Genomic DNA, 21,132 nt, shown 5'->3' on the forward strand with positions numbered 1-21,132 from the left:
ATGGGCACCAAACACAGCGGGCCGTCCGGCACGGACGGCCCGCCGGCCACCCTTACCCCCGGCACGGGCCCAAGCGCGGCGGGTGCGTCCCCCGCCCCCGGCGCCAGCGCCGCCGTCGTAATGAGCCATGCCGGAATGAACCCTGCCGAGATGAACCTTGCCGAGGTGCCGGTACTGGCGGACCGTGTCCTGCTGATCGGGGAAGCAAAGGGATCCGGCTACCGGGAGGCCCCCTCGCTGGTGCGCCGCGCGGACGGCCAGACCATCCAGCTCACGCGGCTCCTCTATCAGGTACTCGACGCGATAGACGGCGTGCGCAATATCGGTGAGGTCGCCGAAGCGGCCAGCGCACGGTCCGGCCGCCTCATCAGCGGGGACAATGTCAGGACGCTGATCGCGGGACAACTGCTGCCGCTCGGCCTGCTGCAGCGGGCGGACGGATCGCAGCCCGAAGTCCGCAAATCGGATCCGCTGCTGGGCATGCGGCTCCGGTACACCGTCACGGACCCCGAGCGGACGCGGAAGCTGACAGCCCCGTTCAGCGTGCTGTTCAACCCGCTGATCGTGGCAGCCGTGACCGCGGCCTTCCTGGCGTCCTGCTGGTGGGTCCTTCTGGTCAAGGGCCTGGCCTCGGCCACACACGACGCATTCGCCAACCCGTGGCTGCTTGTGCTGATTTTTGCCGTCACTGTTTTGTCGGCCGGCTTCCATGAATTCGGCCATGCCGCGGCCGCCCGCCGGGGCGGGGCAACACCGGGCGCGATGGGTGCCGGGCTCTACCTGGTCTGGCCTGCCTTCTACACGGATGTCACCGATTCCTACCGCCTGGGACGGGGCGGCAGGCTGCGAACCGATACCGGCGGGCTGTACTTCAACGCCATCGTTGCCGTCGCCACGATGGCCGTCTGGTGGGCCTCGGGTTTCGATGCGCTGCTGCTGGTGGTGCTGACGCAGATCGTGCAGATGGTGCGACAGCTCCTTCCCCTGGTCCGCTTCGACGGCTACCACATCCTCGCCGACGCCACGGGCGTCCCGGACCTGTTCCAGCGGATCCGTCCCACCCTGGCCGGGCTCCTTCCGTGGCGCTGGGGCAAACCGGAACCGGGGGCGCAGGCCCTCAAACCGTGGGCGCGCGCCGTCATCACGTTCTGGGTACTGATAACCATCCCCCTGCTGCTGTTCAGCCTGGCGCTGATGGTGGTCACCTTCCCCAGGGTCCTGGGCACTGCCTGGGCGAGCCTGCAGCACCAACAGGCCCTGCTCTCCAGCAGCCTCGCGGCCGGGGACTTCCCCGGGGGTGCCGTGCGGGTCCTGGCGATTGCCGCCGTCGTCCTTCCGGTGCTGGGCATGGTGTACATGCTTCTCAGGCTGGGACGGCAGCTCATCACCGGGCTCTGGACCAAGACCCGGGGCAAGCCGATGCAGCGCGCCACCGCCGTCGCGGCCATCGGCGCCATCGCGGCCGGGCTGGCCTGGGCCTGGTGGCCGTTGCCCGAAACTTACCGCCCGGTGCAGCCTTACGAACGCGGAACAATCCTCGATGCAACGGCGGCGATCTACCCCGCACTGGCAGGTGCCGACGGGGCCCTGCGCGAAGGCCGGAGTGGCAGGACTGTGGCGCTGTGGCCGGACGGAACAGTGCCGCCCAGCCGGGAGCGGCCGCAGCTGAGCATGGTTCTGGTGCCGCGGCAGGGAACGTCGCCGGCTTCCGGGGCAAGCCAGTCTGACCAGAGCCAAGGCAAGGGACCGGCCAACAGCGGGGCCGCCGCGCCTTCGTGGGTCTTTCCCTTCGACAGGCCCCCGGCGCCGGAGGAGGACGGCAACCAGGCACTCGCGGTGAACACGACGGACGGCTCCGTCACTTACGACGTCGCGTTCGCGCTTGTGTGGGCCGAGGACGGCCCGGTGGACACCCGCAATGAGGCCTACGCATTCGCCAACTGCGCGGACTGCGCGGCGGTGGCCGTGGGGTTCCAGGTGGTGCTGATCGTGGGGCAGGCCGATGTTGTGGTGCCCCAGAACCTCTCGGCCGCAGCGAACTACAACTGCGTGCGGTGCCTGACGTACGCCCTGGCAAGCCAGCTGGTGCTCACGCTGGACGGGCCCCTCAGCGGGGACGGCATGGCCCGGCTCGATGCGCTGTGGCAGGAAATCGCCGAGTTCGGACGCACGCTGCAGGACGTTCCCCTCTCCGAGATTGAGGGACGGCTGAGCGCCTACAAGGTACAGCTCATGGAGATCGTCCGGTCCGATTCCAGCGCCAGACCCCGGAATGGCAGCAACCTCGGAGCGCCGCCGGGTTCCTCGCCATCCGCCGGCGCCACCGACGGCAAGGACACGGACCCCAGTTCCCCGCCGGGTTCGCCCTCGCCAGGCGGTCCTTCGCCGGGAACGACGGCGGACCCCGCGGTTCCCGCGATTCCCGCACCGGGAACGGAGCCGACGCCGGTCCCCACAGTTCCGGTCCCGGCCACCTCTGACGCGGTACCTACGCCTGCGGCCACAGGGTCCGCAGGCGCCGCAGCGCCGTAGGGCCAGTCAGGTCGAGGCGACGGCGGGGCGAACCGTGGGTGACGGGACGGCGGCGGCGCTGACCGTGACGCTGTCAGCGCTGAACCGAAGTGTGCTCCCGGCAACATATATTTGAATGATGCTCCCGGCGCTCAAGAAATACCTGCTGCTCCCGAAACTGGTGAAGCTGTCCTCGCACGCGCCCAAGGATCCCAGCGCGGCCTGGGACCAGTACTGGGGCAAGATCCGGGCCACCGGTGCCCGCGGCGACGTGCTGTGGGATTCGGGCAGCGACCATGAGCTTCAGGCCTACCTGGAGCACCTGACGCGGCAGCTGGACCCCAGCCTTCCGCTGGTCGACGTCGGGTGCGGCAGCGGCGTCTTCAGCCGTGCGCTGGCCCCTTACTTTCCGCATGTCCTGGGCGTTGACGTGTCGGCCAACGCCATTGCCCGCGCGGCCGCCGAACCGGACGGGATGGAGCGGGTCTCCTACGTCTCGGCCGACATGACGGCACCGGCCGGCGCCCGCGCCGTCGCCGATGCCCTGGCTGCAGCCGGGTTCACCGGCGAAGCCAACATCTTCATCCGGGGTGTCCTGCACGTACTCAAGCGGCCTGCGCAGGCGGCCCTGGCGGCGCAGCTGCACCCGATTGCGGGCAGGCGGGGCCGGTTGTTCCTGGCCGAGACGGACTTCCGCGGGAATCCGGTCCAGTATGTCAGCCACCTCGGAGCCACTGTGCAGTCCATCCCCGGGCCGCTCGAGAGGGCCATCCGCGCGCTGCCGATGCCCGGCCGTTTCGGCGCCGAGCAGCGCAGGCGGGCGTTTCCCGAGGCCAGCTGGGATGTGGTGGAAGACGGTCCGGTGACCATTGAAACCCGCCCCCTCACATCCGCTGACCGCCCGGAACAGATCCCCGGCTATTTCGCCGTGCTCCAGGCCCGCTGACCCCTACCGGAGGAACAGCCAGGAGAGCGCCTCGGCCTCGGACGTGAAGAACTTCGTGGGGCACGGGAGCTTGTTGAGGCCGAGGAAGAAGTTGGCAATCACCCGATCCACCGGTGACGCCCCGAGCAGCGCGATCCGGGAGGCCTGGCAGGGACGGCCGAACACGGCACGGGCTCCGCGGCTCACATCGGATGTGGTGGCCATGTCCACGAGCATGGGGTGCCGGCTCTCGCCGCAGAGCGCGTTGACCTGCCCCATGGCAGCCTCCGCATCTGCCCCGGTGATGCTGGCGTCCCGGGCCCAGGTGAGCCGCAGCAGGCCCTCGCCGTCCAGTTCCAGGTTAAACAGCGTATTCCGTCCGGTGCTGTTGGAATTCAATTCAAACCTCCGCGGTGGCCGATGTGGACAAGTATCAAGGTACATCCCTCCAGATCACGGCTACGGGCCCACGGGCCGGCCCACCTACTGATAATGTGAGTCCAAATTCACGGTAGCCTCAATAGGCACTCGCAACACAGGGGGCACATGGTCCAGGCACCGGCGGAGTACCCTTCCGCACCTCGCGAGGCGGTGGTCGCCCTCACGGATGCGGCCCGCCTGGATTCCGTGGCGTCCGTCCTCACCGACGCCGGCTTCACCGTGCGCAAGGCGCCCGACGCCGGATCCCTCGCCGGGGAGCTGGAAGGCGACCGGGCCGCCGTCGTCCTTCTTGATACTGCCCTGACGGACGGCTACCGGTGGGAAGGCACTCCGGTGCTGCTCCTTGTGGACCTCGCCGGCGACTTCGATCTTGCCCGGCTTGAGTCCTGGGGCATCGCCGATTACATCTCCCGCGACGCGCCCGCCCGGGAACTCACCCGGCGGGTGGAAACCCTGATTGGCCGGGCCAGGGAGCGCCGCCGCATCCGGGCCGAAGCCGAGTTCCTGCGCGAGAGCCTGCGCAACGTTTCCGCCGCCATCCGCGGCACCAACAGCCCCCAGCAGATGGCCGGCCACCTGGTCCGCGGTTTTGGCGAATCCCTGGGCGTGGACCATGTCTGGTTCACCACCTTCCAGGATTCGCGTGTGCCCCGGATCAGCGCCCAGTGGTCTGTGCCGGGCCACGAACAGCTGCCGGACACGCTCGGCACCTTTGAGGACGCGGCCCGGGAACAGACCACGTCGCTGTGGTCGGACGCCGAAGCCTTGGCGGTTACGGACCACCAGGCCATTCCGGACCATCCGACGGACCAGTCGGCTGCCCTGGCCGGGGGACTGCGGAAATGGTCAGGCCTGGGCTCCGTGCGCGCCTCTGTCGCCCTGCCGGTGGGAGAAGGCGAATCGGCGCTGGGGATCATCTGGATTGCACAGCTGGACAAGCCGCGTTACTGGACCAGGGCAGAGATCGCCCTCATCCAGCACGTGGCCGGCAACCTTGCCCACAGCCTCATCCAGGGCCACCTGATCAGCGCGCAGCTCCAGGTGCTGCAGCAGCTCCGCGAGCTGGACAGGGCTAAGACAGACTTCCTGGCAACGGTCAACCACGAGCTCCGCACGCCGCTGACCTCCATCACGGCCTACCTCGACATGATCCGCGACGGCGCCGGCGGCCCGGTCCCCCAGGGCATCGAATCCATGATGGACGTCATTTCCCGCAACTCGGACCGCCTCCGGAGGCTGATCGAGGACATGCTCACGGTCTCCCAGCAGGACACCTCCGGCAACCTGAACCTCAAGCAGGTGGAGCTCGGCCAGGTCCTGCGCATCGTGGTGGCCGCGCTGCGCCCGCTCGCGGATTCGCGGAACGTGACCATCACCGGCGCCGACTCGCACGAGGACGTGAAGGTCCTGGCCGACGAGGCCCAGCTGGAGCAGGTCTTCACCAATATCGTGGCCAACGCCATCAAGTTCACCCCGAACGGCGGCCGGATCAGCATCAGCTTCATGACCGCCGCCGGGGCCGGCAGCCCGTGCGCCATCGTCAACGTTACGGATACCGGCGTCGGAATTCCGGAGCAGGAAATCACACAGGTGTTCACCCGCTTCTACCGGGCATCCAACGCTTCCTCGGCGGCGATCCCGGGAAGCGGGCTCGGCCTCGCCATTGCCCACGACATCGTCCGGCGCCACGGCGGTTCCCTGGACCTGTCCTCAGTGCTGGGCGAGGGAACCACCGTTTCGGTGAATCTCCCGGTGGACGGTCCCCCGGCGGATCAAGCGGACGACGACGAGGCCGACGGCGGCGAAGAGGCCAGCTCGCCCCAAACCGACTGAGCCAACAAAAAACCGCCCCGGACCTGCAGGCCCCGGGGCGGTTCTCGTAATTCTGGCTGGCTGCCGCAGACCTTAGTTTGGCCACCAGCCGATGGTGGCGTAGTTGACGTCGCTCTTCGACGTGGTGGACGTGGTGGTTTCCTTGTCCTTCGGCGCGGCGTTGGCAGGAGCAGCGAAGCCTGCCACTGCAAGGATGCCGGTCATAACAAGTGTTGCGGCAAGTTTCTTCATCCGCTGTCCCTTTCGTCGTTTGTGGCTGAGAACCGAATTGCACATTACGGGCGACAGTATACGGTCATCGGATCAAGGTTTGGTCAAGTCATTTCCTGTCAATTCCGCAGGATTAACCGTGTTTTTCCGCCAGTGTCTTGCTTTTGCCGTAACACAGGGAGTTATGCCCCCGGCTGGACCGCCGGTGGGCAGGATTATGGATAATTGGGAGCATGCCTATGCAGCGTGACCTGTCCCCCTTCGTGATCGCGGAGCTGGCTGCGCGCGAAAGCTGGAAACGGCGCGACTACGCCGCGGGATATGCCGAGGCCGGGCACGCCGCGGACCTGGCTGAGGAGGCCGGCGACAAGCTGCGCTGGTGGAAGATGGTCCTGCTGCAGGCCGAATGCCTGCGGGACCGGGGATCCATGCAGGAGTGCCAGGAATTCGCCGCCAACCTGGCCGCCCACCCCGTTGCGGGTTCCGCCCCCGACTTGGGCGCGCGGGCGGCCATCCTGCTCGCGCAGTCACTGCAGGGCCTCGGCCGGCTCCCGGAGGCGGTGGATGCCGCGGCCACCGCCGCCCGGCTCGTGGCCGGCGACTTTGAGAACGTCTACCTGCACATCCAGGCCCAGCAGGCCCTCATTGCCGCCCTCGCCGAAAGCGGCCGGCACGAGGACGCCTGGCAGGAGTGCCTGGAACTGGAATCGCTGCTCACCGACCACGTGGACGAGGACACGGCCGGCAAGGCCTACTGGGTGATCGGCAACGTCGCGTTCCTCAGCAACCGGGTCAATGAGGGCGGCCACTACCACGACCTCGCCGCGGGCAAGCTTTCCCCCTCCCAGGACGTGGACCTGTGGGCGCGCTTCAACCGCGCATCTGCGGAAATGCGCCTCCAGGCCAAGCTGGCTGATGCCGCGACGCTGCGCTGCATCGAGCGTGCCGAACTCGCCACCGAGGTGGTGGGCGGCAGCGAACGGGACATCCTGGAGATGTCCCTGGTCCGTGCCCACTGGTACTACCTCACGGGGGACATGGAGACGGCCATCAGCCTCCTGACCCCGCTCCGCAGCAAGTTCCCCATCCTCGCGACCCAGACGGCGGCGGAGGCCACCTTCATCCTGGGCAAGGCGCTCATGGCGAAGGGACACGAAGCGGAATCGCTGCAGATGCTTGACGAGGCCGTTACGCTGTTCGATACAGCTGCTGCACCGGAGCGTAGCGCCACCGTCCGTGGTTTCATCACCTCAGCGGAGCCTTCGGACCGGCGCCAACAGCACTTTCTCCAGGGGGGGTAAATGCCAGAAGCGACAGTGTTTCCCGGTGCGGCACCGCTGCAGCCGGCGTCTTCGGCGTGCACGGCTCCCTCGCCCGTCGTTACCTTCACCGTGCTGCCTGACCTCGCCGTCAAGGCGGTACTCCCCCGCGGCGCCGACCTGAACGAGACCGCGGCCGCCCAGCTGTACAACCGCCTTGGTGAGCTGGCCGGGGACCGGAGCGTCGCCGTCGTACTTGAACTGACCGGGGTGCAGTCCGTGACCCGGGCGGCGCGGGCCGCCTATGCGGCGATTCCCTCGGTGTCCGCCTGGGCGATCCTGGGTGAATCCCCCGTGGACAGGCTGCTGGGGCACTTTCTGCTGGGCGGCGAATTCAGTTCGGTGCCCGCCCGGTATTTCACCGCCGAACATGATGCCCTCGACTGGCTGAGCCGCCTTGACCATGTTCTCTAACGACGATCCCCGGCTGGGGAAGCTGCTGGACGGCATCGTCCGGCTGGCAGCCGGGGAACTCCACTCGCGCATTGATATCTCCGAGGCCAGGGACGAACTGGACGCGGTGATCATGGGCACCAACCTGCTCGCCGAGGACCTGCAGATCATCTACCAGGAGCTCGAGGAACGCGTGGAAACGCGCACGCGCATGCTCAACGAGGCGCACAAAGAGCTGCAGCAGATGGCGCTCACCGATTCCCTGACGGGACTGTACAACCGGTCGGCGCTGGTCAGCGCCGTCAACTCGGCCCAGGCGGAAGCGGCCGACGGCGGGCTGCCGCCGGCACTGGTGCTGCTGGACCTGGACGCCTTCAAGAGCATCAACGATTCCTACGGCCACACGATGGGCGACCAGGTGCTGGTCACGGTGGGGGCGCGGATCCGCGCGTGCGTTCGCGACGGCGACATGGTGGCCCGCCTGGGCGGCGACGAGTTCGCCGTTCTGCTGCCTGCCACCACGCCGGCCAAGGCGGCCGCCGTCGGAAACCGGATCCTGGATGCGCTCAACGGAACCCTGGAGGTGGACGGGAAGACCATCCGCTGCGGCGCGAGCCTGGGCCTGCGGATTGCCGATCCCGGCGAGACGTCCGAGGAACTGCTCATGGAGGCGGACATCGCGATGTACGCCTCCAAGGCCGATGCCCGCAACAAGCTGCGGGTGTTCGAACCGGCCATGCTGCACGCCCGGCAGCTCCGCAACCAGCTGGTCGGGGAACTGCGCGAGGCCATCGCCACCTCGCAGCTGGTGCTGTACTACCAGCCGGTGATCGAGCTTGCCTCGGGAAAAATCGAGGGAGTGGAGGCCCTGGTCCGCTGGAAGCACCCCAAGCGCGGCCTGATCATGCCGGACGAGTTCATCCCGATCGCCGAGGAAACGGGCCTCATCTCGGAGCTCGGCAACTGGGTGCTCAGGAACTCCGTGGAGCAGCTGCGGCGCTGGCGGAGTTCCCCGGACACCGCCCGCCACAACTTCGACATGCGCATCAACGTCTCCGCCGCGGACCTGCAGCGCTTGGAGTTCATCGAGGACGTGCGGGATGCGCTCACAGCCGCGAACCTGGAGCCGGCGCTGCTGGTCCTCGAGCTGACGGAGAGCGACATCATCAAGGGCAACGAGCTCGACCGGTACACGCTCGCCAGCCTGCGGAAGCTCGGCGTGGGCCTCGAAATCGACGACTTCGGCACCGGGTATTCCTCGATCAGCTACCTGCGGCGCCTGCCCGTGGACCGCGTCAAGGTGGACCGGACGCTGCTCACGGCCCTCGGCAGCGACCCCGCGCAGCCTGCACTGATCGCAGCCATCCTGCAGCTCATCCGGGCCTGCGGGCTCGAGGCCGTGTGGGAGGGCGTGGAAAACGCGGAGCAGGCCGAGCACCTGCGGAACACCGGCTGCGTCAGCGGCCAGGGCTACTACTTCAGCCGCCCCCTCCCCGCGGCCGAATTCACGGAGCGCCTCGCCGGGCAGGACGTCTGGCCCGGCTGAGATCGGTTTCGGCAGGCTCAACCACCGACGACGGCGGCTGTTGCCTCCGCGATGGCGCGCTCCTCGTCCGTGGGCACCACGAGCACGGGGATGGCGGATTCCTTGGTGGAAATGACGCGGGGTTCCTTGGACCGCTCGCTGTTCAGGCCGGCGTCGAGCTCGATGCCCAGCGCACCCAGACGCTCCCCCACCAGCGAGCGGAACTGGTGCGAGTTCTCGCCGATCCCGGCCGTGAACACCAGCGCCTTGGCCCCGCCAACCGCCACGTGGTAGCCGCCGATGTACTTGGCCAGCCGGTAGGACGCGACGGCGAGGGCCATGGCCGCCCGGGAATCGCCGGACTCGGCCGCCTCCACCACCGAGCGCATGTCATTGTTGCCTGCGAGCCCCTTGAGCCCGGACTCGCGGTTGAGCATCGAATCAAGGTCCTCGGCGTTCCAGCCGGTGCGGGCCAGGAACACGAGGATGGACGGGTCCAGGTCGCCGGAGCGGGTGCCCATGACCAGGCCCTCCAGCGGGGTGAAGCCCATCGACGTGTCCACGGATTTACCGCCGCGGATCGCCGTGACGGAGGCGCCGTTGCCGAGGTGCGCGATCACGCCGTCGAACTCCTCCGCCGGGATGTCCAGCAGCCCGGCAGCACGGTTGGTGACGTATTCGTGCGAGGTCCCGTGGAAGCCGTACCTGCGGACCCCATGGTTGGTGTAGAGCTCGTCCGGAACGGCGTAGCGCCACGCGTGCTCGGGCAGGCTGCGGTGGAAGGCGGTGTCGAACACGGCCACCTGCGGCATGTCCGGCCACTTCTTGGTGATGGCGCGGATGCCCAGCACGTTGGCGGGGTTGTGCAGCGGCGCGAGCGGGTTGAGCCGCTCGATGGCGCGAGTGATCTCGTTGTCGATCCGGACGGGCTCGCCGAAACGCTCACCGCCGTGCACCACCCGGTGGCCCACCGCGTCCAACTGCCTCTCGCCCAGCACCTCGTGGATGGCCGAGTCCACCTGCTCGAGAGCCTCGGCATGGTCCGCCGGGCCTACCACCTCGCCGTCGCCCTGGCCGCCGTTGGACACACCGATCCGCTCGATCAGGCCTTCGGTCAGGACGCTGCCCTCGGCGACGTCGCGCACCTGGTACTTGAGCGAGGACGAGCCGGAGTTGATGACGAGCACGAGCATGGGGCCTCCTAAGCCTTGGCTGCTGAAACGGCGGACGGTACCGGGGCGGTTGGTTCGGCGGCGAGGCTCTGCGCCTGGATGGCGGTGATGGCCACCGTGTTCACGATGTCCTCCACGGTGCAGCCCCGGGAGAGGTCGTTGACGGGCTTGCGCAGCCCCTGCAGGACGGGCCCGACGGCGACCGCCCCGGAACTCTGCTGCACCGCCTTGTACGTGTTGTTGCCGGTGTTCAGGTCCGGGAAGATGAACACGGTCGCCTGCCCGGCCACCGACGAGCCGGGCATCTTGGACTCGGCGATGGAGGCGTCCACGGCGGCGTCGTACTGGATGGGGCCTTCGACGGCGAGATCCGGGCGGCGCTCCCTGACCAGCTCGGTCGCCTGCCGGACCTCCTCCACTGCCTCGCCCGAACCGGAGCCGCCGGTGGAGTAGGACAGCATGGCAACCCGGGGCTCCACCCCGAACTGGCCGGCGGTCTCGGCCGAGGCCAGGGCGATATCCGCGAGCTGCTCCACGTTGGGATCCGGGTTCACGGCACAGTCGCCGTACACCAGCACCCTGTCCGGCATGAGCATGAGGAACACCGAGGAAACGATCTTCACGCCCTCCCTGGTCTTCACGAACTCCAGGGCCGGGCGGATGGTGTGGGCCGTGGTGTGCGCGGCGCCGGAGACCATTCCGTCCACCACGCCCAGCTGGACCATCATGGTGCCGAAGTAGCTTTCGTCCTGCATGACCTCCAGCGCCCGCGCCAGGTCCACGCCCTTGTGCGCCCGGAGCTCGGCGTACCTGGCGGCGAAGTCCTGGCGAAGCTCGGAGGTGGCGGGGTCCACGATGTTGATGCCGGCCAGGTCGATGCCCCGGCTGGCGGCGAGCTCCCGGACGTCGGCCTCCCGGCCCAGCAGCGTCAGGTCGCAGACGTCCCGGCGGTGCAGGATCTCGGCGGCCTTCAGGATCCGGATGTCCTTGCCCTCCGGGAGCACAATGTGGCGGCGCTGCGAGCGGGCGCGCTCAATGAGGTCGTGCAGGAACCGCAGCGGGGTCATCCGTTCGGCGCGGGGCAGGTGCAGGCGCTCGAGCATCTCGGCCTCGTCCACCTGCCGGGACCACAGGCCCAGCGCGGACGCCACCTTGCGCCGGTGGCCGCTCCAGATCTCGCTGCGGACCTCGGAGACGCGCCGGGCGGTGGTGTAGGTGTCGTCCTGCGTGGCGAACACCGGGAACGGGGCGGAGGCCAGGAGCGGGTAGATGTTGGCGTCCGGGGCGAGGCCGCCGGTGAGGATCAGCCCCGACGGCACGGGGAACTCGGGCGAGAAGGACGACGCCAGGCAGGCCACCATCACGTCCGCCCTGTCGCCCGGCACGATCACCAGAGCGCCGTCGTCGAGCACGTTCAAGAAGTTGCCCACATTCATGGCGGCGACCTTCACGTCCCGGACGTCCCGCTCCATGTCGGCGCGGCCGGCGATCTGCCGGAGGGCCAGGGCCGCGCACACCTCACCGGTGGTGGGCCGGGCGATGTCCTCGAGTTCCGGGAAGACATACACCGGCCGGCCCGACGCGCCGGGCTTCACGGCTGCAATGATCACGTCCACGTCCTCCGGGGCGGCGCGGTTCACCATCAAGGCCAGCAGCGTGCACTTCTCCGCGGCGAGTTCCTTGCGGGCGACGTCGACGGCGGCCGCGGCCTCAGCCACGCTGCGCCCCTTGGCACCCACCACGGCCACGACAGGCGCGGCCAGGTTGTTCGCCAGGCGGGCGTTGAGGTCGAACTCGACGGCGGCGTCATGGCCGGTGAGATCCGTCCCCTCCACGATGATCACGTCGCAATGCCGGCCCATCTCGGCGAAGATCTCCACGCAGCGGGAGTCGATGTCCTCACGCCGGCCCTCGGCGAGCAGCCCGCGGACCTCGGTGAACGTCAGCCCGCCGCGGCAGCGCGAATCGTCTAGGTCGAAGCGGGACTTCATCAGCGCCACCATCGGGTCCGCGCCGGCGTCGTCGCCGTGGACCACGGGTTTGAAGAAACCGATCCGGTCCGCATGCCGGTGGAGCGTGTCCGCCAGGCCCAGCGCTATGAGCGACTTCCCCGATCCCGGAGTGGTCGCGCTGACATATATCCCCTTGGCCATGTTCTGTCCTCTGGTTGGAAGCTCCTGCGTGGAACGTGCTGCATTGGACGCGCCTGTGTGCTGACCGGGTGGGCCGAAGCCCGCCCTCCCCCATACTTTCACTTGTTGCCGCGCTTCCGGGAGCACACAATGGTGTTGATCGCCACGTCGGCGCATTTTCGCCGTCCCGGACCCGGAGTGGGCCAGCGCCCCGGGACCGTCCCTCCGCAGCAGTGTCCAGACCTGCAACATCCTGAACGACGGTGGTACCGATGAACCCCGCTGGCCGCGCGTCCGCTCCATCCGCCGCTCCCCTCCGCGAGCGAATCGCCGCCCGGCCTGTGGCGGCATTTTTGGTCATTGCCATCGGGCTGACATGGGCGGCCCTCATACTTTCCATCGCACTGCTTGGCAATGCGCTCCCCGGCATCCTCGCCGAGCTGCTCATCCTAATGGGAACGGCCGTCCTGGTGACCGCGGCAACCGACGGCAAGCCCGGCGTCCGTGCCCTGTTCCGGCAAACCGTCCGCTGGCGTGCAGGCACCGGCTGGTACGTGGCGGCGGTCCTGGCGCTGCCCGTGCTGACCGTTCTCGTTGCGGCAGCCACCGGCACCTTCCGCCAGCCGGCTGACGGGTGGGCGCCGGTGGCAGGGGCGTACTTGCTGAACACCCTGGTCATCGGCGCGCTGCTGGGAAATATCTGGGAGGAACTGGCCTGGACGGGAGTGGTCCAGCGCCGGCTGATGGAGCGCCACGGCATGGCGGCCGGCAGCCTGCTCACCGCCGTTCCGTTCGCGCTCATCCATGTCCCGCTGGCCTTTGCGGACAAGGGCTTCACCGGCACACCATGGTCCGAGGCGGCCGTGGCGTGGGGCGTACTCCTGGTCTTCGCCCCGCTCTTCCGGCTGCTGGTGGGCATCGCCTACCTCGGAACGGGGCAGAGCCTGCTGATCGTGGCCCTCCTCCACGCCTCGTTCAATGCCTCAGAGCAGTCGAAACTCCCCGTGTTCGACGGCGCGTGGCAGCAGATTGCCGCGGCCACCCTTTTGCTGGTGGTCCTGGTGCTGCTGCGGAAATTCCGCGCCCTGGCGGCGGAGACGGACCATGGCGCAGCCGTCGCCTGAGCAGCCACTGCCCGCCGGACAGCCATTACCCGCCGCCGGCGGGGGCCGCCGTCGGAAGCGCAGGGAAGCGGCGCGGCGCCGGATGCCACAACGGCTCAACGCGCACGGCGGGGAGTTGGCCTGGCCGGCCCGCCACCGGCTGGTGCTGTTCTTCGCCCTGGCCTTCGCCATCTCATGGATGGCCTGGCCGCTGACCCTCCTGAACCCGAACAGCTCGCCGCTGATACCGTTCGGCCCCGCCCTCGCCGCGGCCATCACCGCCTTCCTCTCCGGCGGGAAGGCCGAGCTGATGCGGCTGCTCGGCCAGCTGGTGCGATGGCGCGTGCCCGGCCGCTGGTACATTTTTGCCGTTGGGCTGCCGTGCCTGCTGGTGACGGTGGCCGCCGGGCTCACGGTCTCCGGCGGTGCGCCGGCCCCGGAACTCGGCCCGAACCCGGGCTGGTTGATGCTGCTAGGCTCCTTCGCGTTCACGCTGGTGGTTGTGGGCGTCTTCGAGGAGCTGGGCTGGCGCGGCTATGCCCTTCCGCTCCTGCAACGGAACCGCCCGGCCCTGTCTGCCGCCCTGCTCCTCGGACTGGCATGGGCGGCCTGGCATCTGCCGGAGCTGCTGTCGGATCCCACCGGCCAACGGCCTCCGCTGCCGTTCCTGCTGATGGTCCTGGCGCAGTCCGTGCTGCTGGCGTGGCTCTGCAACAGCAGCGGGAGCGTTCCCATCTGCATGGTCTTCCACGCCGCCTTCAACACCGTCGGCGCCTTGGTTTTCCCTGCCCTGCTGGGGCCGGACTACCTCACGCTCTGGTGGACCGTGGCGCTCCTGCATGTCCTGGCTGCACTGGTGGTCATCGCCGTCGCCGGACCCCTCCGGCTGGCCCGCACCCTTGACACGACCCCCTCCCATGGGATTACCTAATGAACATTCGGTAAATAAAGCTGGAGGCAACGACGCATGGCTGAAACGGCAATCCCCGGTGTGGTCCACCACATCCTTGAGAACGACTACGCCTCGGAATGGATGGGCATAGAAGTCCTCGCCCTCAGCGACGGCCACGCAACCATCCGGATGACCCTCCGGCAGGAAATGCTCAACGGCTTCGGCATGGCCCACGGCGGAATGATCTTCGCCTTCGCAGACTCCGCATTTGCCCTCGCCTGCAACCCCGCGTCGCCCGCCGACCCTGACAGCATCACCGTTGCTGCCGGCGTCGACATCAACTTCCTCAAGCCGGCCTACCAGGGCCAGGTGATCACCGCCGTCGCCGACCGCCGCTCCAGCGTCGGGCGCAGCGGCCTGTACGACATCCAGATCTTCGCTGCCGATCCCGGGACCCCGCTTCCGGGCGAACCAGGGGAACTCATTGCCGAGTTCCGCGGGCGCAGCCGCACCATCCCCAAGAAGTAGGAAGCAGACCATGACCCTCCACGCCCCCGAACCCACCGTCGCCGCGCCCGCAGCCACCGACGCCATCCTTGATCCGGAGGAGACCATGTCCCGGGACGAGCTTGAGGCGCTCCAGCTCAGCCGGCTCCAGCACACGGTCGCGTACGCCTACGACCGCGTTCCGCTGTACAAGCGCAAGTTCGACGACGCCGGCATCCACCCCTCGGACCTGCGCGAACTCGCCGACCTGGGCAACTTCCCCTTCACCACCAAGGAGGACCTGCGCCAGGAGTACCCGTTCGGCATGTTCGCGGTGCCGCAGAGCGAGGTGGCGCGCGTGCACGCCAGCTCCGGCACCACGGGCCGGCCCACCGTCGTCGGCTACACCAAGCAGGACCTGGCCGACTGGGCCAAACTGGTGGCCCGCTGCCTCCGCGCCTCGGGCGTCCGGCCCGGAATGAAAGTCCACAACGCCTACGGCTACGGCCTGTTCACCGGCGGGCTGGGGGCCCACGCCGGCGCCGAGGCCCTGGGCTGCACCGTGATTCCGATGTCCGGCGGCCAGACCGAACGCCAGATCCAGCTCATCCAGGACTTCAAGCCGGACGCCGTCCTGGCCACGCCCACCTACCTGCTGACCATCGCCGATGCCATGGCGCACATGGGGATCGACCCCACGTCCACCTCGCTGAAGTACGCGGTGCTGGGCGCGGAGCCGTGGACGCAGGAAATGCGGCACGAGCTTGAGGTCACCATGAACATCAAGGCCTGCGACATTTACGGGCTCTCGGAGGTCATGGGCCCGGGCGTCGCGGGCGAATGCGTGGAGACCCAGGACGGCAGCCACATCTGGGAGGACCACTTCCGCCCGGAAATCATCGACCCCTTCAACCCGGCCCCGGGCAAGGAAAACGTGCTGGGCGACGGCGAGCACGGCGAGCTGGTGTTCACCTCGCTCACCAAGGAAGCGCTGCCGATCATCCGCTACCGCACCAAGGACCTCACCCGCCTGCTCCCCGGCACCGCCCGTCCGGCTCACCGCCGGATGGGCCGCATCACCGGCCGCAGCGACGACATGATCATCCTCCGCGGCGTGAACCTGTTCCCGTCCCAGATCGAGGAAATCGCCCTGCGCATCCCCGAGCTCAGCCCGCACTTCCAGCTTGAGCTCACCCGGCCCGAGGGCCAGCGCATGGACCAGCTGACAGTGAAGATCGAGCGCCGTGACAATGTCACCTCCGCGGACAGCACGACGGCGGCCCGGACCCTGCGCGAGCAGATCAAGATCCACGTGGGTTCTTCGTGCACCGTGAATGTGGTGGAGCCCGGATCGCTCGAACGCTCCAACGGCAAGCTGCGCCGGATCTACGACCTGCGCCCCAAGGGATAGCCCTCCGGGCGCACGTCGTGAGCGGCTGTCCGGCCGGACTGCTGTTCAGCCGGACGGCTGTTCAGCCGGCGGTCACGGCGTGATCGACCAGCCGAACATCATGGCGTGGTCCTCGTGGGCCAGGTTGTGGCAGTGCGCCACGTACGGGCCCACGAAGTCCCGGAAGCCCCTGTACAGGATCACCGATTCGCCGGGATCGAGCGCTGCCAGGTCTTCCTTGGAGACGTCGTCGGGATGCCCGGCGTCCCCTCCACGGGTCACGTCCTTGCCGTTGCGCATGACGGTGCGGTGCTCCTCCATGTGCAGGTGGAACGGGTGCACCCAGCCGCCGCCCCCGTTGCGGACCTCCCAGAGGTTGAAGCTCCCCTTCCTCTGCTGGGCCAGGGGTGTCCGTCCCGCGGGATTACGCAGGCTCGCGGCCACCGCGTTGGGGTCGAAGGGCTTGCCGTTGATGAGCCACTCGGTCTCCCCGCCCGCCGTGCCGCGCTTCACTTCGAAGACCATGCGGTTGGCCAGCAAGGTCTGCCAGTTGCTCTGCAGCGGCGGAAGGGGCCTAAGCTCAGCGGGGATTTGGCTGTCGTCCGGAGCACTGTCTCCGATGATGAACTTGAGCACCGGGACCTTGTACTTCGGATCCGGGAAGAAGCGGGACGAGTTGGACCACATCCGGCCATTGGGCATCTTCATCACGTTGGTGAGGTAGACGACGTCGCCCTTGGTGGTGGGGGTGCCGTCCTGGTACCGGGTGAAGTCGATGATGACTTCGCGTCGCTTGGCCGGCCACAGCTCAAACGAGTCGCGCTTGAGCGGCACCGGGAGCAGCCCGCCGTCGGACGCGATCTGGGTGAACTGCATGCACTGCTGCCCGTCCGGGATGCGGTACTGGCCCTCAAGCTCGTCATCCACGTAGCCCAGCGAGGCCGACGACTTCGGGCCCAGCGTCGAACTCATCAGCTTGAACTCATAGATCCTCGAGACCGACGCGTCCAGGAACCGGAAGCGGTACTTGCGGCGCTTCACCTCCAGGGCCGGGTAGGCCGTGCCGTTCACGGTGAAGATGTCGCCCACGAAGCCGTGGTTGGGGAAGTGCTTGTAGAACGTCTTACCCCACCACTCGGGGTGCTCGGCAGGATTCTTCGCGGCGGGGAACTCGCCCTGCACATCGTGAATGTCCTTGTGGATGGTGACGCCGTCGTCAAGGCGGCAGTCGTAGAAGGCCAGCGGAATGTCGTATTTGACGTCGAAGGAGCCGTCCGAGTTGTTGGTTCGGACGCCGGGCAGCCGGAGGCCCCGGGTCTCGTCGCCCATGTCCGTGCCGTTCTTCGGGTCATAGATCGGGTAGAGGCCCACCATGCCCTTGTACACATTCGAGCCGGTGTGGTCCATCGTGTGGTCGTGGAACCAGAAGAAGCTCTGCTTCTCCCGCTCATCGTTGCCGGCGGGCCAGTTCAGGTACAGGTTGTCGACGAACATTCCCGGTCTGAAGCCAGGGTGCTTTGGCCCGGCCACCATCGAGTAGTGCGGGTTGCCGTCGCTTTCCGGCGCGGTGTGGCCGTTGTGCAGGTGGGTGAGGAACGAGAGGTCCGGGGAACCGAAGTCCTGGCGGTCCAGGTTCATTGGATTCTCGTCCAGGTGGTTCTCGAACCGCACCAGCGCCGGCTTGCCGTATTCGGCGTTGATCATCGGGCCGGGAAACGTGCCGTTGAACCCATAGATGGTGCTCAGCGGCAGCGTGCGCTTCGTTCCAGCGGCATATTTTTTGCGGTTCGCATCGAACGAAACCGTGGGGTCGCCGTTCCCGTCAATGGGCAGGACCTGGGAGGTCGTGAACCGGTGGATCCGGAGCTGCACGTTGATCTTGTAGACAATGGGGTCCGGATAACCGATCTGGTTTGGCCAGATCTGGTGCCGCTCGTTGCGCAGCGAGTTCTGCTGTCCGGGTCCGGGTCCCGGAGGATTGCTCCACGAGTCCACCTCTGATTTCGGCACCGGGGCCAGTGCCTTGGGGACCGGCAGCGGATCGCTGAACGGCGAGAGGATCAGCGGGCTCGTGGGGTACTTCTCGATGTAGAACAGGTTGTCGCTGAGTGCTGTCGACGTGGCGGCGAATGCCCCGTCGGCCGATAGCAGTCCCCGCTGGGCGAGCAGTGGGGCCGCCCAGGTCTGCGCGGCTGCCAGAGCCGCGCCGGCGCCTCCGGCCGCTCCCAGGCGGAGCAGTGTGCGGCGTGCGAGTCCGCTGCTGTTTGAAGGTTCTTCTGACATGGTCCGCGCCTCCCGGCATTGGGGGCGCAAGCCAACTGAATCGCCCCGGTGAACACGTAGGTGGTTCCGAGACCGATCCCAGACCGGGGACCTCCTTGTCCCGCGGTGTCAGCTTTTCCGCGAATACTCCCCGGCGATTAATGTGGGGCCCACACCTTGGGAAAAGATTGGTGGTTTCCGGCCCGAACCCTCCAATTTGGGGTTTGCCGAATACCGGGTGCTGGGATTACCGAACGTTCATGAGAAAATAGCCGGTATGCCCAGCACAGCAGCCAGTACCGCAGCCCCCACCAAGCGCGGCCGCCCCGGATACGACCAGCAGTCCGTGCTGCTGATCGCCGTCGACGTCTTCAACCGCCACGGCTACGATGCCACTTCCATGGGCATCCTCGCCGAGAACCTCGGCATCTCGAAGTCTGCCATCTACCACCATGTGCCGTCGAAGGGCGACCTGCTGAAGCTCGCCCTGGATCATGCGCTGGGCGGCCTCGAGGCCATCCTGGACCAGCCGGGGGCCACCTCGGGGGCTGCCGATGCGCGGCTGGAGTTCGTGCTGCGGCAGACCATCGCCGTGCTGGTGGAGCGGCTGCCCTTCGTCACGCTGCTGCTGCGGCTGCGCGGCAACACGGACATTGAGCGCAATGCCATGGAACGCCGCCGCGCTTTCGACCACAAGGTGGCGGAGCTGATCTCCGCTGCACGCGACGAGGGATCGCTGCGCCAGGACATCGATCCCCGCACCGTGACCCGCCTCCTGTTCGGCACCATCAACTCGATCGTTGAATGGTACAAGCCAGGCGGCTCGCTCTCGCCGGAAAAACTGGCCGACGACGTCATCACCATGGCGTTCGACGGCCTGCACGCCAAGGCCTGACAAGGCCAAAAATTAGGCGTTGACGCCGGGCGGCAGCGGTGCCCACGCTGAATGCATGGCCACGAAACTGTCGGATCTTCTGCTCGGCGCCTTTCCCGATCTCCGGTACCAGCCCACGCCCAAAAGGGTCCGTGCGGGCATCGACGGAAGTCCCGTCGTCGACACCGAAGAGGCGCTCCTGGTCTGGGAGCCAAAGCGCGTCACCCCCGTGTATGCCGTCCCCGAGAAGGATCTGCTGGCCCGGCTCGAGCCTCCCTCAGCGGAGGGCGACGGCGTGGACGAGCATCCTGTCCGTCTGATGGCGGACACGCCGCCGGCGCTGGATCCGCGGACCGGGTTCAGGCGGCATACGGCGGCGGGCGAGGAGCTCGACGTCGTGGCCTCTGCGTTCCACGTTCCCCGGGCAGCCTTCCGGCTCTCGGATCCGGATCTCGAGGGGTATGTTGTGCTGGATTTCGGCGCGTTCCACTGGCTTGAGGACCACGAGGAAATCATCGGCCACCCGCGGGACCCGTTCCACCGCGTGGACATCCGCGCCACGCTGCGGCACATCGAAGTGAAGCTCGACGGCGTGCTGCTGGCGGACACTGTCGGCGCCCAGCTGCTGTACGAGACGATGCTTCCCGTGCGGTATTACATCCCGCCCGAGGACGTCCGGCTGGACCTGCTCGAGGCCGGCCCGCACCGGACCGTCTGCCCTTACAAGGGCGAGGCCAGGTACTGGAGCTATCCGGAGTCCGCCCGGGGCAGGAACGTCGCCTGGGCCTACGATTCGCGGTTCATCGACGCCCGGCAGATCCACGGGCTGGTCTGCTTCTTCCAGGAGCGGGCCGACATATACGTGGACGGCGAGCCGCAGGGCCACCCGGTCACCCCCTGGTCCTAGACCCTTCCTCTCCTTTCGCCGCCTTCTTCCCTACCCTCCATCAGCTGTCGTCGGGTTCTTCCAGACCCTTCCTCACCTTTGGCCGCCCAAAACCAAAACCCTTCCTCAGCTAGGTGAGGAAGGGTTCGGAAACCTGCCACGATGCGACGGATCAGAGCTGATATTCAGCCTGTGTCCCGAGCCTTTCGTGAACGCAGAGAATGTTGTTTTCGGTGTCCATGAACCAGGCGCATTTCTCGGCGTCGGTTGTACAGATATGGTGATCGGTCTTCAAATCGGGGAGGTCGTAGTCCTGGAACCGGACGCCCTTGGACTCCATGTCCTGGACGGTCCGTTCGATGTCCGTGACTTCGAAACTCAATGTGGTGTGCTCGGAGTGCTTTCCGTCTTTGACAGGCATCAGCTGCAGCATCGGGCCGTCAGCGTTGCCGAATAAATCGCTTCCATCTTCTGCCTTGCCACGGTGTGGGAGGCCCAACGTTTCCGCGTAGAATCCGCGGGCGCGGTCCGGATCATCGACAGGCAGGATGGTTGTGGCTGTTCTTAGTGCTAGGGTCATTTCGCCACCTCCTACGGGGGTCATTTTACGCCCGGGAATCCCCGAAAGATCGGGGAAAATTCCATGCTGCCCAACACCGATGAGGACGCGTTTCCGGAAACCCGACAGGAGGTGAGGACGCGTCCCCAATAATCCGACAGGATGTGAGGACGCGTCCCCAATAATCCGACAGGATGTGAGGACGCGTCCAGGAAAACC

18 protein-coding genes are annotated in these 21,132 nt (G+C 67.4%); 12 read left to right on the forward strand and 6 right to left on the reverse strand.

The features are described 5' to 3' along the window. Together ACFRAH_RS14965 and ACFRAH_RS14970 are read left to right on the forward strand one after the other, a co-directional pair. Positions 1–2,532: a hypothetical protein gene (locus ACFRAH_RS14965; RefSeq protein ID WP_377991693.1), complete on the forward strand. Its 2,532-nt coding sequence runs from the start codon at positions 1–3 to the stop codon at positions 2,530–2,532. A 118-nt stretch (positions 2,533–2,650) separates the two neighbouring features. Continuing rightward, entirely contained in the window at positions 2,651–3,457 is an 807-nt protein-coding gene (locus tag ACFRAH_RS14970; RefSeq protein WP_377991778.1) for a methyltransferase domain-containing protein, read from the forward strand. A 3-nt stretch (positions 3,458–3,460) separates the two neighbouring features. On the opposite strand, the gene ACFRAH_RS14975 is transcribed toward ACFRAH_RS14970, so the two are convergent. Further along, positions 3,461–3,835 carry an STAS/SEC14 domain-containing protein gene (locus ACFRAH_RS14975; RefSeq protein WP_377991694.1) on the reverse strand — a complete coding sequence of 125 codons (375 nt, stop codon included), beginning with the start codon at positions 3,833–3,835 and terminating at the stop codon, positions 3,461–3,463. Between the two features lie 147 nt (positions 3,836–3,982). Between ACFRAH_RS14975 and ACFRAH_RS14980 the strand changes: the two genes are divergently transcribed. Further along, complete coding sequence (locus tag ACFRAH_RS14980; protein ID WP_377991695.1) at positions 3,983–5,710, forward strand: ATP-binding protein; 1,728 nt, start codon at positions 3,983–3,985, stop codon at positions 5,708–5,710. A 72-nt stretch (positions 5,711–5,782) separates the two neighbouring features. Here the strand turns inward: ACFRAH_RS14980 and ACFRAH_RS14985 are convergent, their stop codons facing one another. Continuing rightward, positions 5,783–5,941, reverse strand: coding sequence for a hypothetical protein (locus ACFRAH_RS14985; RefSeq protein ID WP_377991696.1), 159 nt, complete (start codon positions 5,939–5,941; stop codon positions 5,783–5,785). 212 nt (positions 5,942–6,153) lie between these two features. On the opposite strand from ACFRAH_RS14985, the gene ACFRAH_RS14990 reads away from it, so the two are divergent. Genes ACFRAH_RS14990 through ACFRAH_RS15000 form a run of 3 tightly spaced genes read left to right on the forward strand, consistent with a single transcriptional unit; the run spans position 6,154 to position 9,178 of the window. Further along, positions 6,154–7,221 carry a tol-pal system YbgF family protein gene (locus ACFRAH_RS14990; RefSeq protein WP_377991697.1) on the forward strand — a complete coding sequence of 356 codons (1,068 nt, stop codon included), beginning with the start codon at positions 6,154–6,156 and terminating at the stop codon, positions 7,219–7,221. Then, positions 7,222–7,653 carry a hypothetical protein gene (locus ACFRAH_RS14995; protein ID WP_377991698.1) on the forward strand — a complete coding sequence of 144 codons (432 nt, stop codon included), beginning with the start codon at positions 7,222–7,224 and terminating at the stop codon, positions 7,651–7,653. It abuts the gene before it with no gap. After that, positions 7,643–9,178 carry a putative bifunctional diguanylate cyclase/phosphodiesterase gene (locus tag ACFRAH_RS15000; protein ID WP_377991779.1) on the forward strand — a complete coding sequence of 512 codons (1,536 nt, stop codon included), beginning with the start codon at positions 7,643–7,645 and terminating at the stop codon, positions 9,176–9,178. Before ACFRAH_RS14995 ends, ACFRAH_RS15000 begins: the two co-directional genes overlap by 11 nt. A 17-nt stretch (positions 9,179–9,195) precedes the next feature. Here ACFRAH_RS15000 and ACFRAH_RS15005 read toward each other — a convergent pair whose 3' ends face one another. Further along, positions 9,196–10,350: an acetate kinase gene (locus ACFRAH_RS15005; RefSeq protein WP_377991699.1), complete on the reverse strand. Its 1,155-nt coding sequence runs from the start codon at positions 10,348–10,350 to the stop codon at positions 9,196–9,198. Positions 10,351–10,358: 8 nt separating this feature from the next. After that, positions 10,359–12,482, reverse strand: coding sequence for a phosphate acetyltransferase (pta, locus tag ACFRAH_RS15010; protein WP_377991700.1), 2,124 nt, complete (start codon positions 12,480–12,482; stop codon positions 10,359–10,361). Positions 12,483–12,733: 251 nt separating this feature from the next. On the opposite strand from pta, the gene ACFRAH_RS15015 reads away from it, so the two are divergent. From ACFRAH_RS15015 to paaK, 4 genes are read left to right on the forward strand one after another with little or no spacing between them, the layout of a single operon-like run. After that, complete coding sequence (locus ACFRAH_RS15015; protein WP_377991701.1) at positions 12,734–13,585, forward strand: CPBP family intramembrane glutamic endopeptidase; 852 nt, start codon at positions 12,734–12,736, stop codon at positions 13,583–13,585. Continuing rightward, entirely contained in the window at positions 13,566–14,495 is a 930-nt protein-coding gene (locus ACFRAH_RS15020) for a CPBP family intramembrane glutamic endopeptidase (RefSeq protein WP_377991702.1), read from the forward strand. Before ACFRAH_RS15015 ends, ACFRAH_RS15020 begins: the two co-directional genes overlap by 20 nt. A gap of 36 nt (positions 14,496–14,531) precedes the next feature. Further along, positions 14,532–14,984 (forward strand): hotdog fold thioesterase, encoded by a 453-nt coding sequence (locus ACFRAH_RS15025; RefSeq protein ID WP_377991703.1) that lies wholly within the window; start codon positions 14,532–14,534, stop codon positions 14,982–14,984. A 10-nt stretch (positions 14,985–14,994) separates the two neighbouring features. After that, positions 14,995–16,353 (forward strand): phenylacetate--CoA ligase PaaK, encoded by a 1,359-nt coding sequence (paaK, locus tag ACFRAH_RS15030; RefSeq protein WP_377991704.1) that lies wholly within the window; start codon positions 14,995–14,997, stop codon positions 16,351–16,353. Positions 16,354–16,425: 72 nt separating this feature from the next. On the opposite strand, the gene ACFRAH_RS15035 is transcribed toward paaK, so the two are convergent. Next, entirely contained in the window at positions 16,426–18,615 is a 2,190-nt protein-coding gene (locus ACFRAH_RS15035; RefSeq protein WP_377991705.1) for a multicopper oxidase family protein, read from the reverse strand. Positions 18,616–18,871: 256 nt separating this feature from the next. Between ACFRAH_RS15035 and ACFRAH_RS15040 the strand changes: the two genes are divergently transcribed. Beyond that, complete coding sequence (locus tag ACFRAH_RS15040; protein WP_377991706.1) at positions 18,872–19,489, forward strand: TetR/AcrR family transcriptional regulator; 618 nt, start codon at positions 18,872–18,874, stop codon at positions 19,487–19,489. 55 nt (positions 19,490–19,544) lie between these two features. Then, a complete protein-coding gene (locus ACFRAH_RS15045; protein WP_377991707.1) occupies positions 19,545–20,375 on the forward strand; it encodes a DUF427 domain-containing protein in 831 nt (276 codons plus the stop codon). 151 nt (positions 20,376–20,526) lie between these two features. Here ACFRAH_RS15045 and ACFRAH_RS15050 read toward each other — a convergent pair whose 3' ends face one another. After that, positions 20,527–20,958: a VOC family protein gene (locus tag ACFRAH_RS15050; RefSeq protein WP_377991708.1), complete on the reverse strand. Its 432-nt coding sequence runs from the start codon at positions 20,956–20,958 to the stop codon at positions 20,527–20,529. Positions 20,959–21,132: the final 174 nt, after the last annotated feature.

It is taken from the genome of Arthrobacter sp. NPDC056727 (genome assembly GCF_042790555.1).
Classification (GTDB): Bacteria; Actinomycetota; Actinomycetes; order Actinomycetales; family Micrococcaceae; genus Arthrobacter.

Coding starts and splice junctions, on each gene's coding strand:
- ACFRAH_RS14965 (WP_377991693.1), top strand. CDS start 1: ATGGGCACCAAACACAGCGGGCCGTCCGGCACGGACGGCCCGCCGGCC.
- ACFRAH_RS14970 (WP_377991778.1), top strand. CDS start 2,651: ATGCTCCCGGCGCTCAAGAAATACCTGCTGCTCCCGAAACTGGTGAAG.
- ACFRAH_RS14980 (WP_377991695.1), top strand. CDS start 3,983: ATGGTCCAGGCACCGGCGGAGTACCCTTCCGCACCTCGCGAGGCGGTG.
- ACFRAH_RS14985 (WP_377991696.1), bottom strand. CDS start 5,941: ATGAAGAAACTTGCCGCAACACTTGTTATGACCGGCATCCTTGCAGTG.
- ACFRAH_RS14990 (WP_377991697.1), top strand. CDS start 6,154: ATGCCTATGCAGCGTGACCTGTCCCCCTTCGTGATCGCGGAGCTGGCT.
- ACFRAH_RS14995 (WP_377991698.1), top strand. CDS start 7,222: ATGCCAGAAGCGACAGTGTTTCCCGGTGCGGCACCGCTGCAGCCGGCG.
- ACFRAH_RS15000 (WP_377991779.1), top strand. CDS start 7,643: ATGTTCTCTAACGACGATCCCCGGCTGGGGAAGCTGCTGGACGGCATC.
- ACFRAH_RS15005 (WP_377991699.1), bottom strand. CDS start 10,350: ATGCTCGTGCTCGTCATCAACTCCGGCTCGTCCTCGCTCAAGTACCAG.
- pta (WP_377991700.1), bottom strand. CDS start 12,482: ATGGCCAAGGGGATATATGTCAGCGCGACCACTCCGGGATCGGGGAAG.
- ACFRAH_RS15015 (WP_377991701.1), top strand. CDS start 12,734: ATGAACCCCGCTGGCCGCGCGTCCGCTCCATCCGCCGCTCCCCTCCGC.
- ACFRAH_RS15020 (WP_377991702.1), top strand. CDS start 13,566: ATGGCGCAGCCGTCGCCTGAGCAGCCACTGCCCGCCGGACAGCCATTA.
- ACFRAH_RS15025 (WP_377991703.1), top strand. CDS start 14,532: ATGGCTGAAACGGCAATCCCCGGTGTGGTCCACCACATCCTTGAGAAC.
- paaK (WP_377991704.1), top strand. CDS start 14,995: ATGACCCTCCACGCCCCCGAACCCACCGTCGCCGCGCCCGCAGCCACC.
- ACFRAH_RS15035 (WP_377991705.1), bottom strand. CDS start 18,615: ATGTCAGAAGAACCTTCAAACAGCAGCGGACTCGCACGCCGCACACTG.
- ACFRAH_RS15040 (WP_377991706.1), top strand. CDS start 18,872: ATGCCCAGCACAGCAGCCAGTACCGCAGCCCCCACCAAGCGCGGCCGC.
- ACFRAH_RS15045 (WP_377991707.1), top strand. CDS start 19,545: ATGGCCACGAAACTGTCGGATCTTCTGCTCGGCGCCTTTCCCGATCTC.
- ACFRAH_RS15050 (WP_377991708.1), bottom strand. CDS start 20,958: ATGACCCCCGTAGGAGGTGGCGAAATGACCCTAGCACTAAGAACAGCC.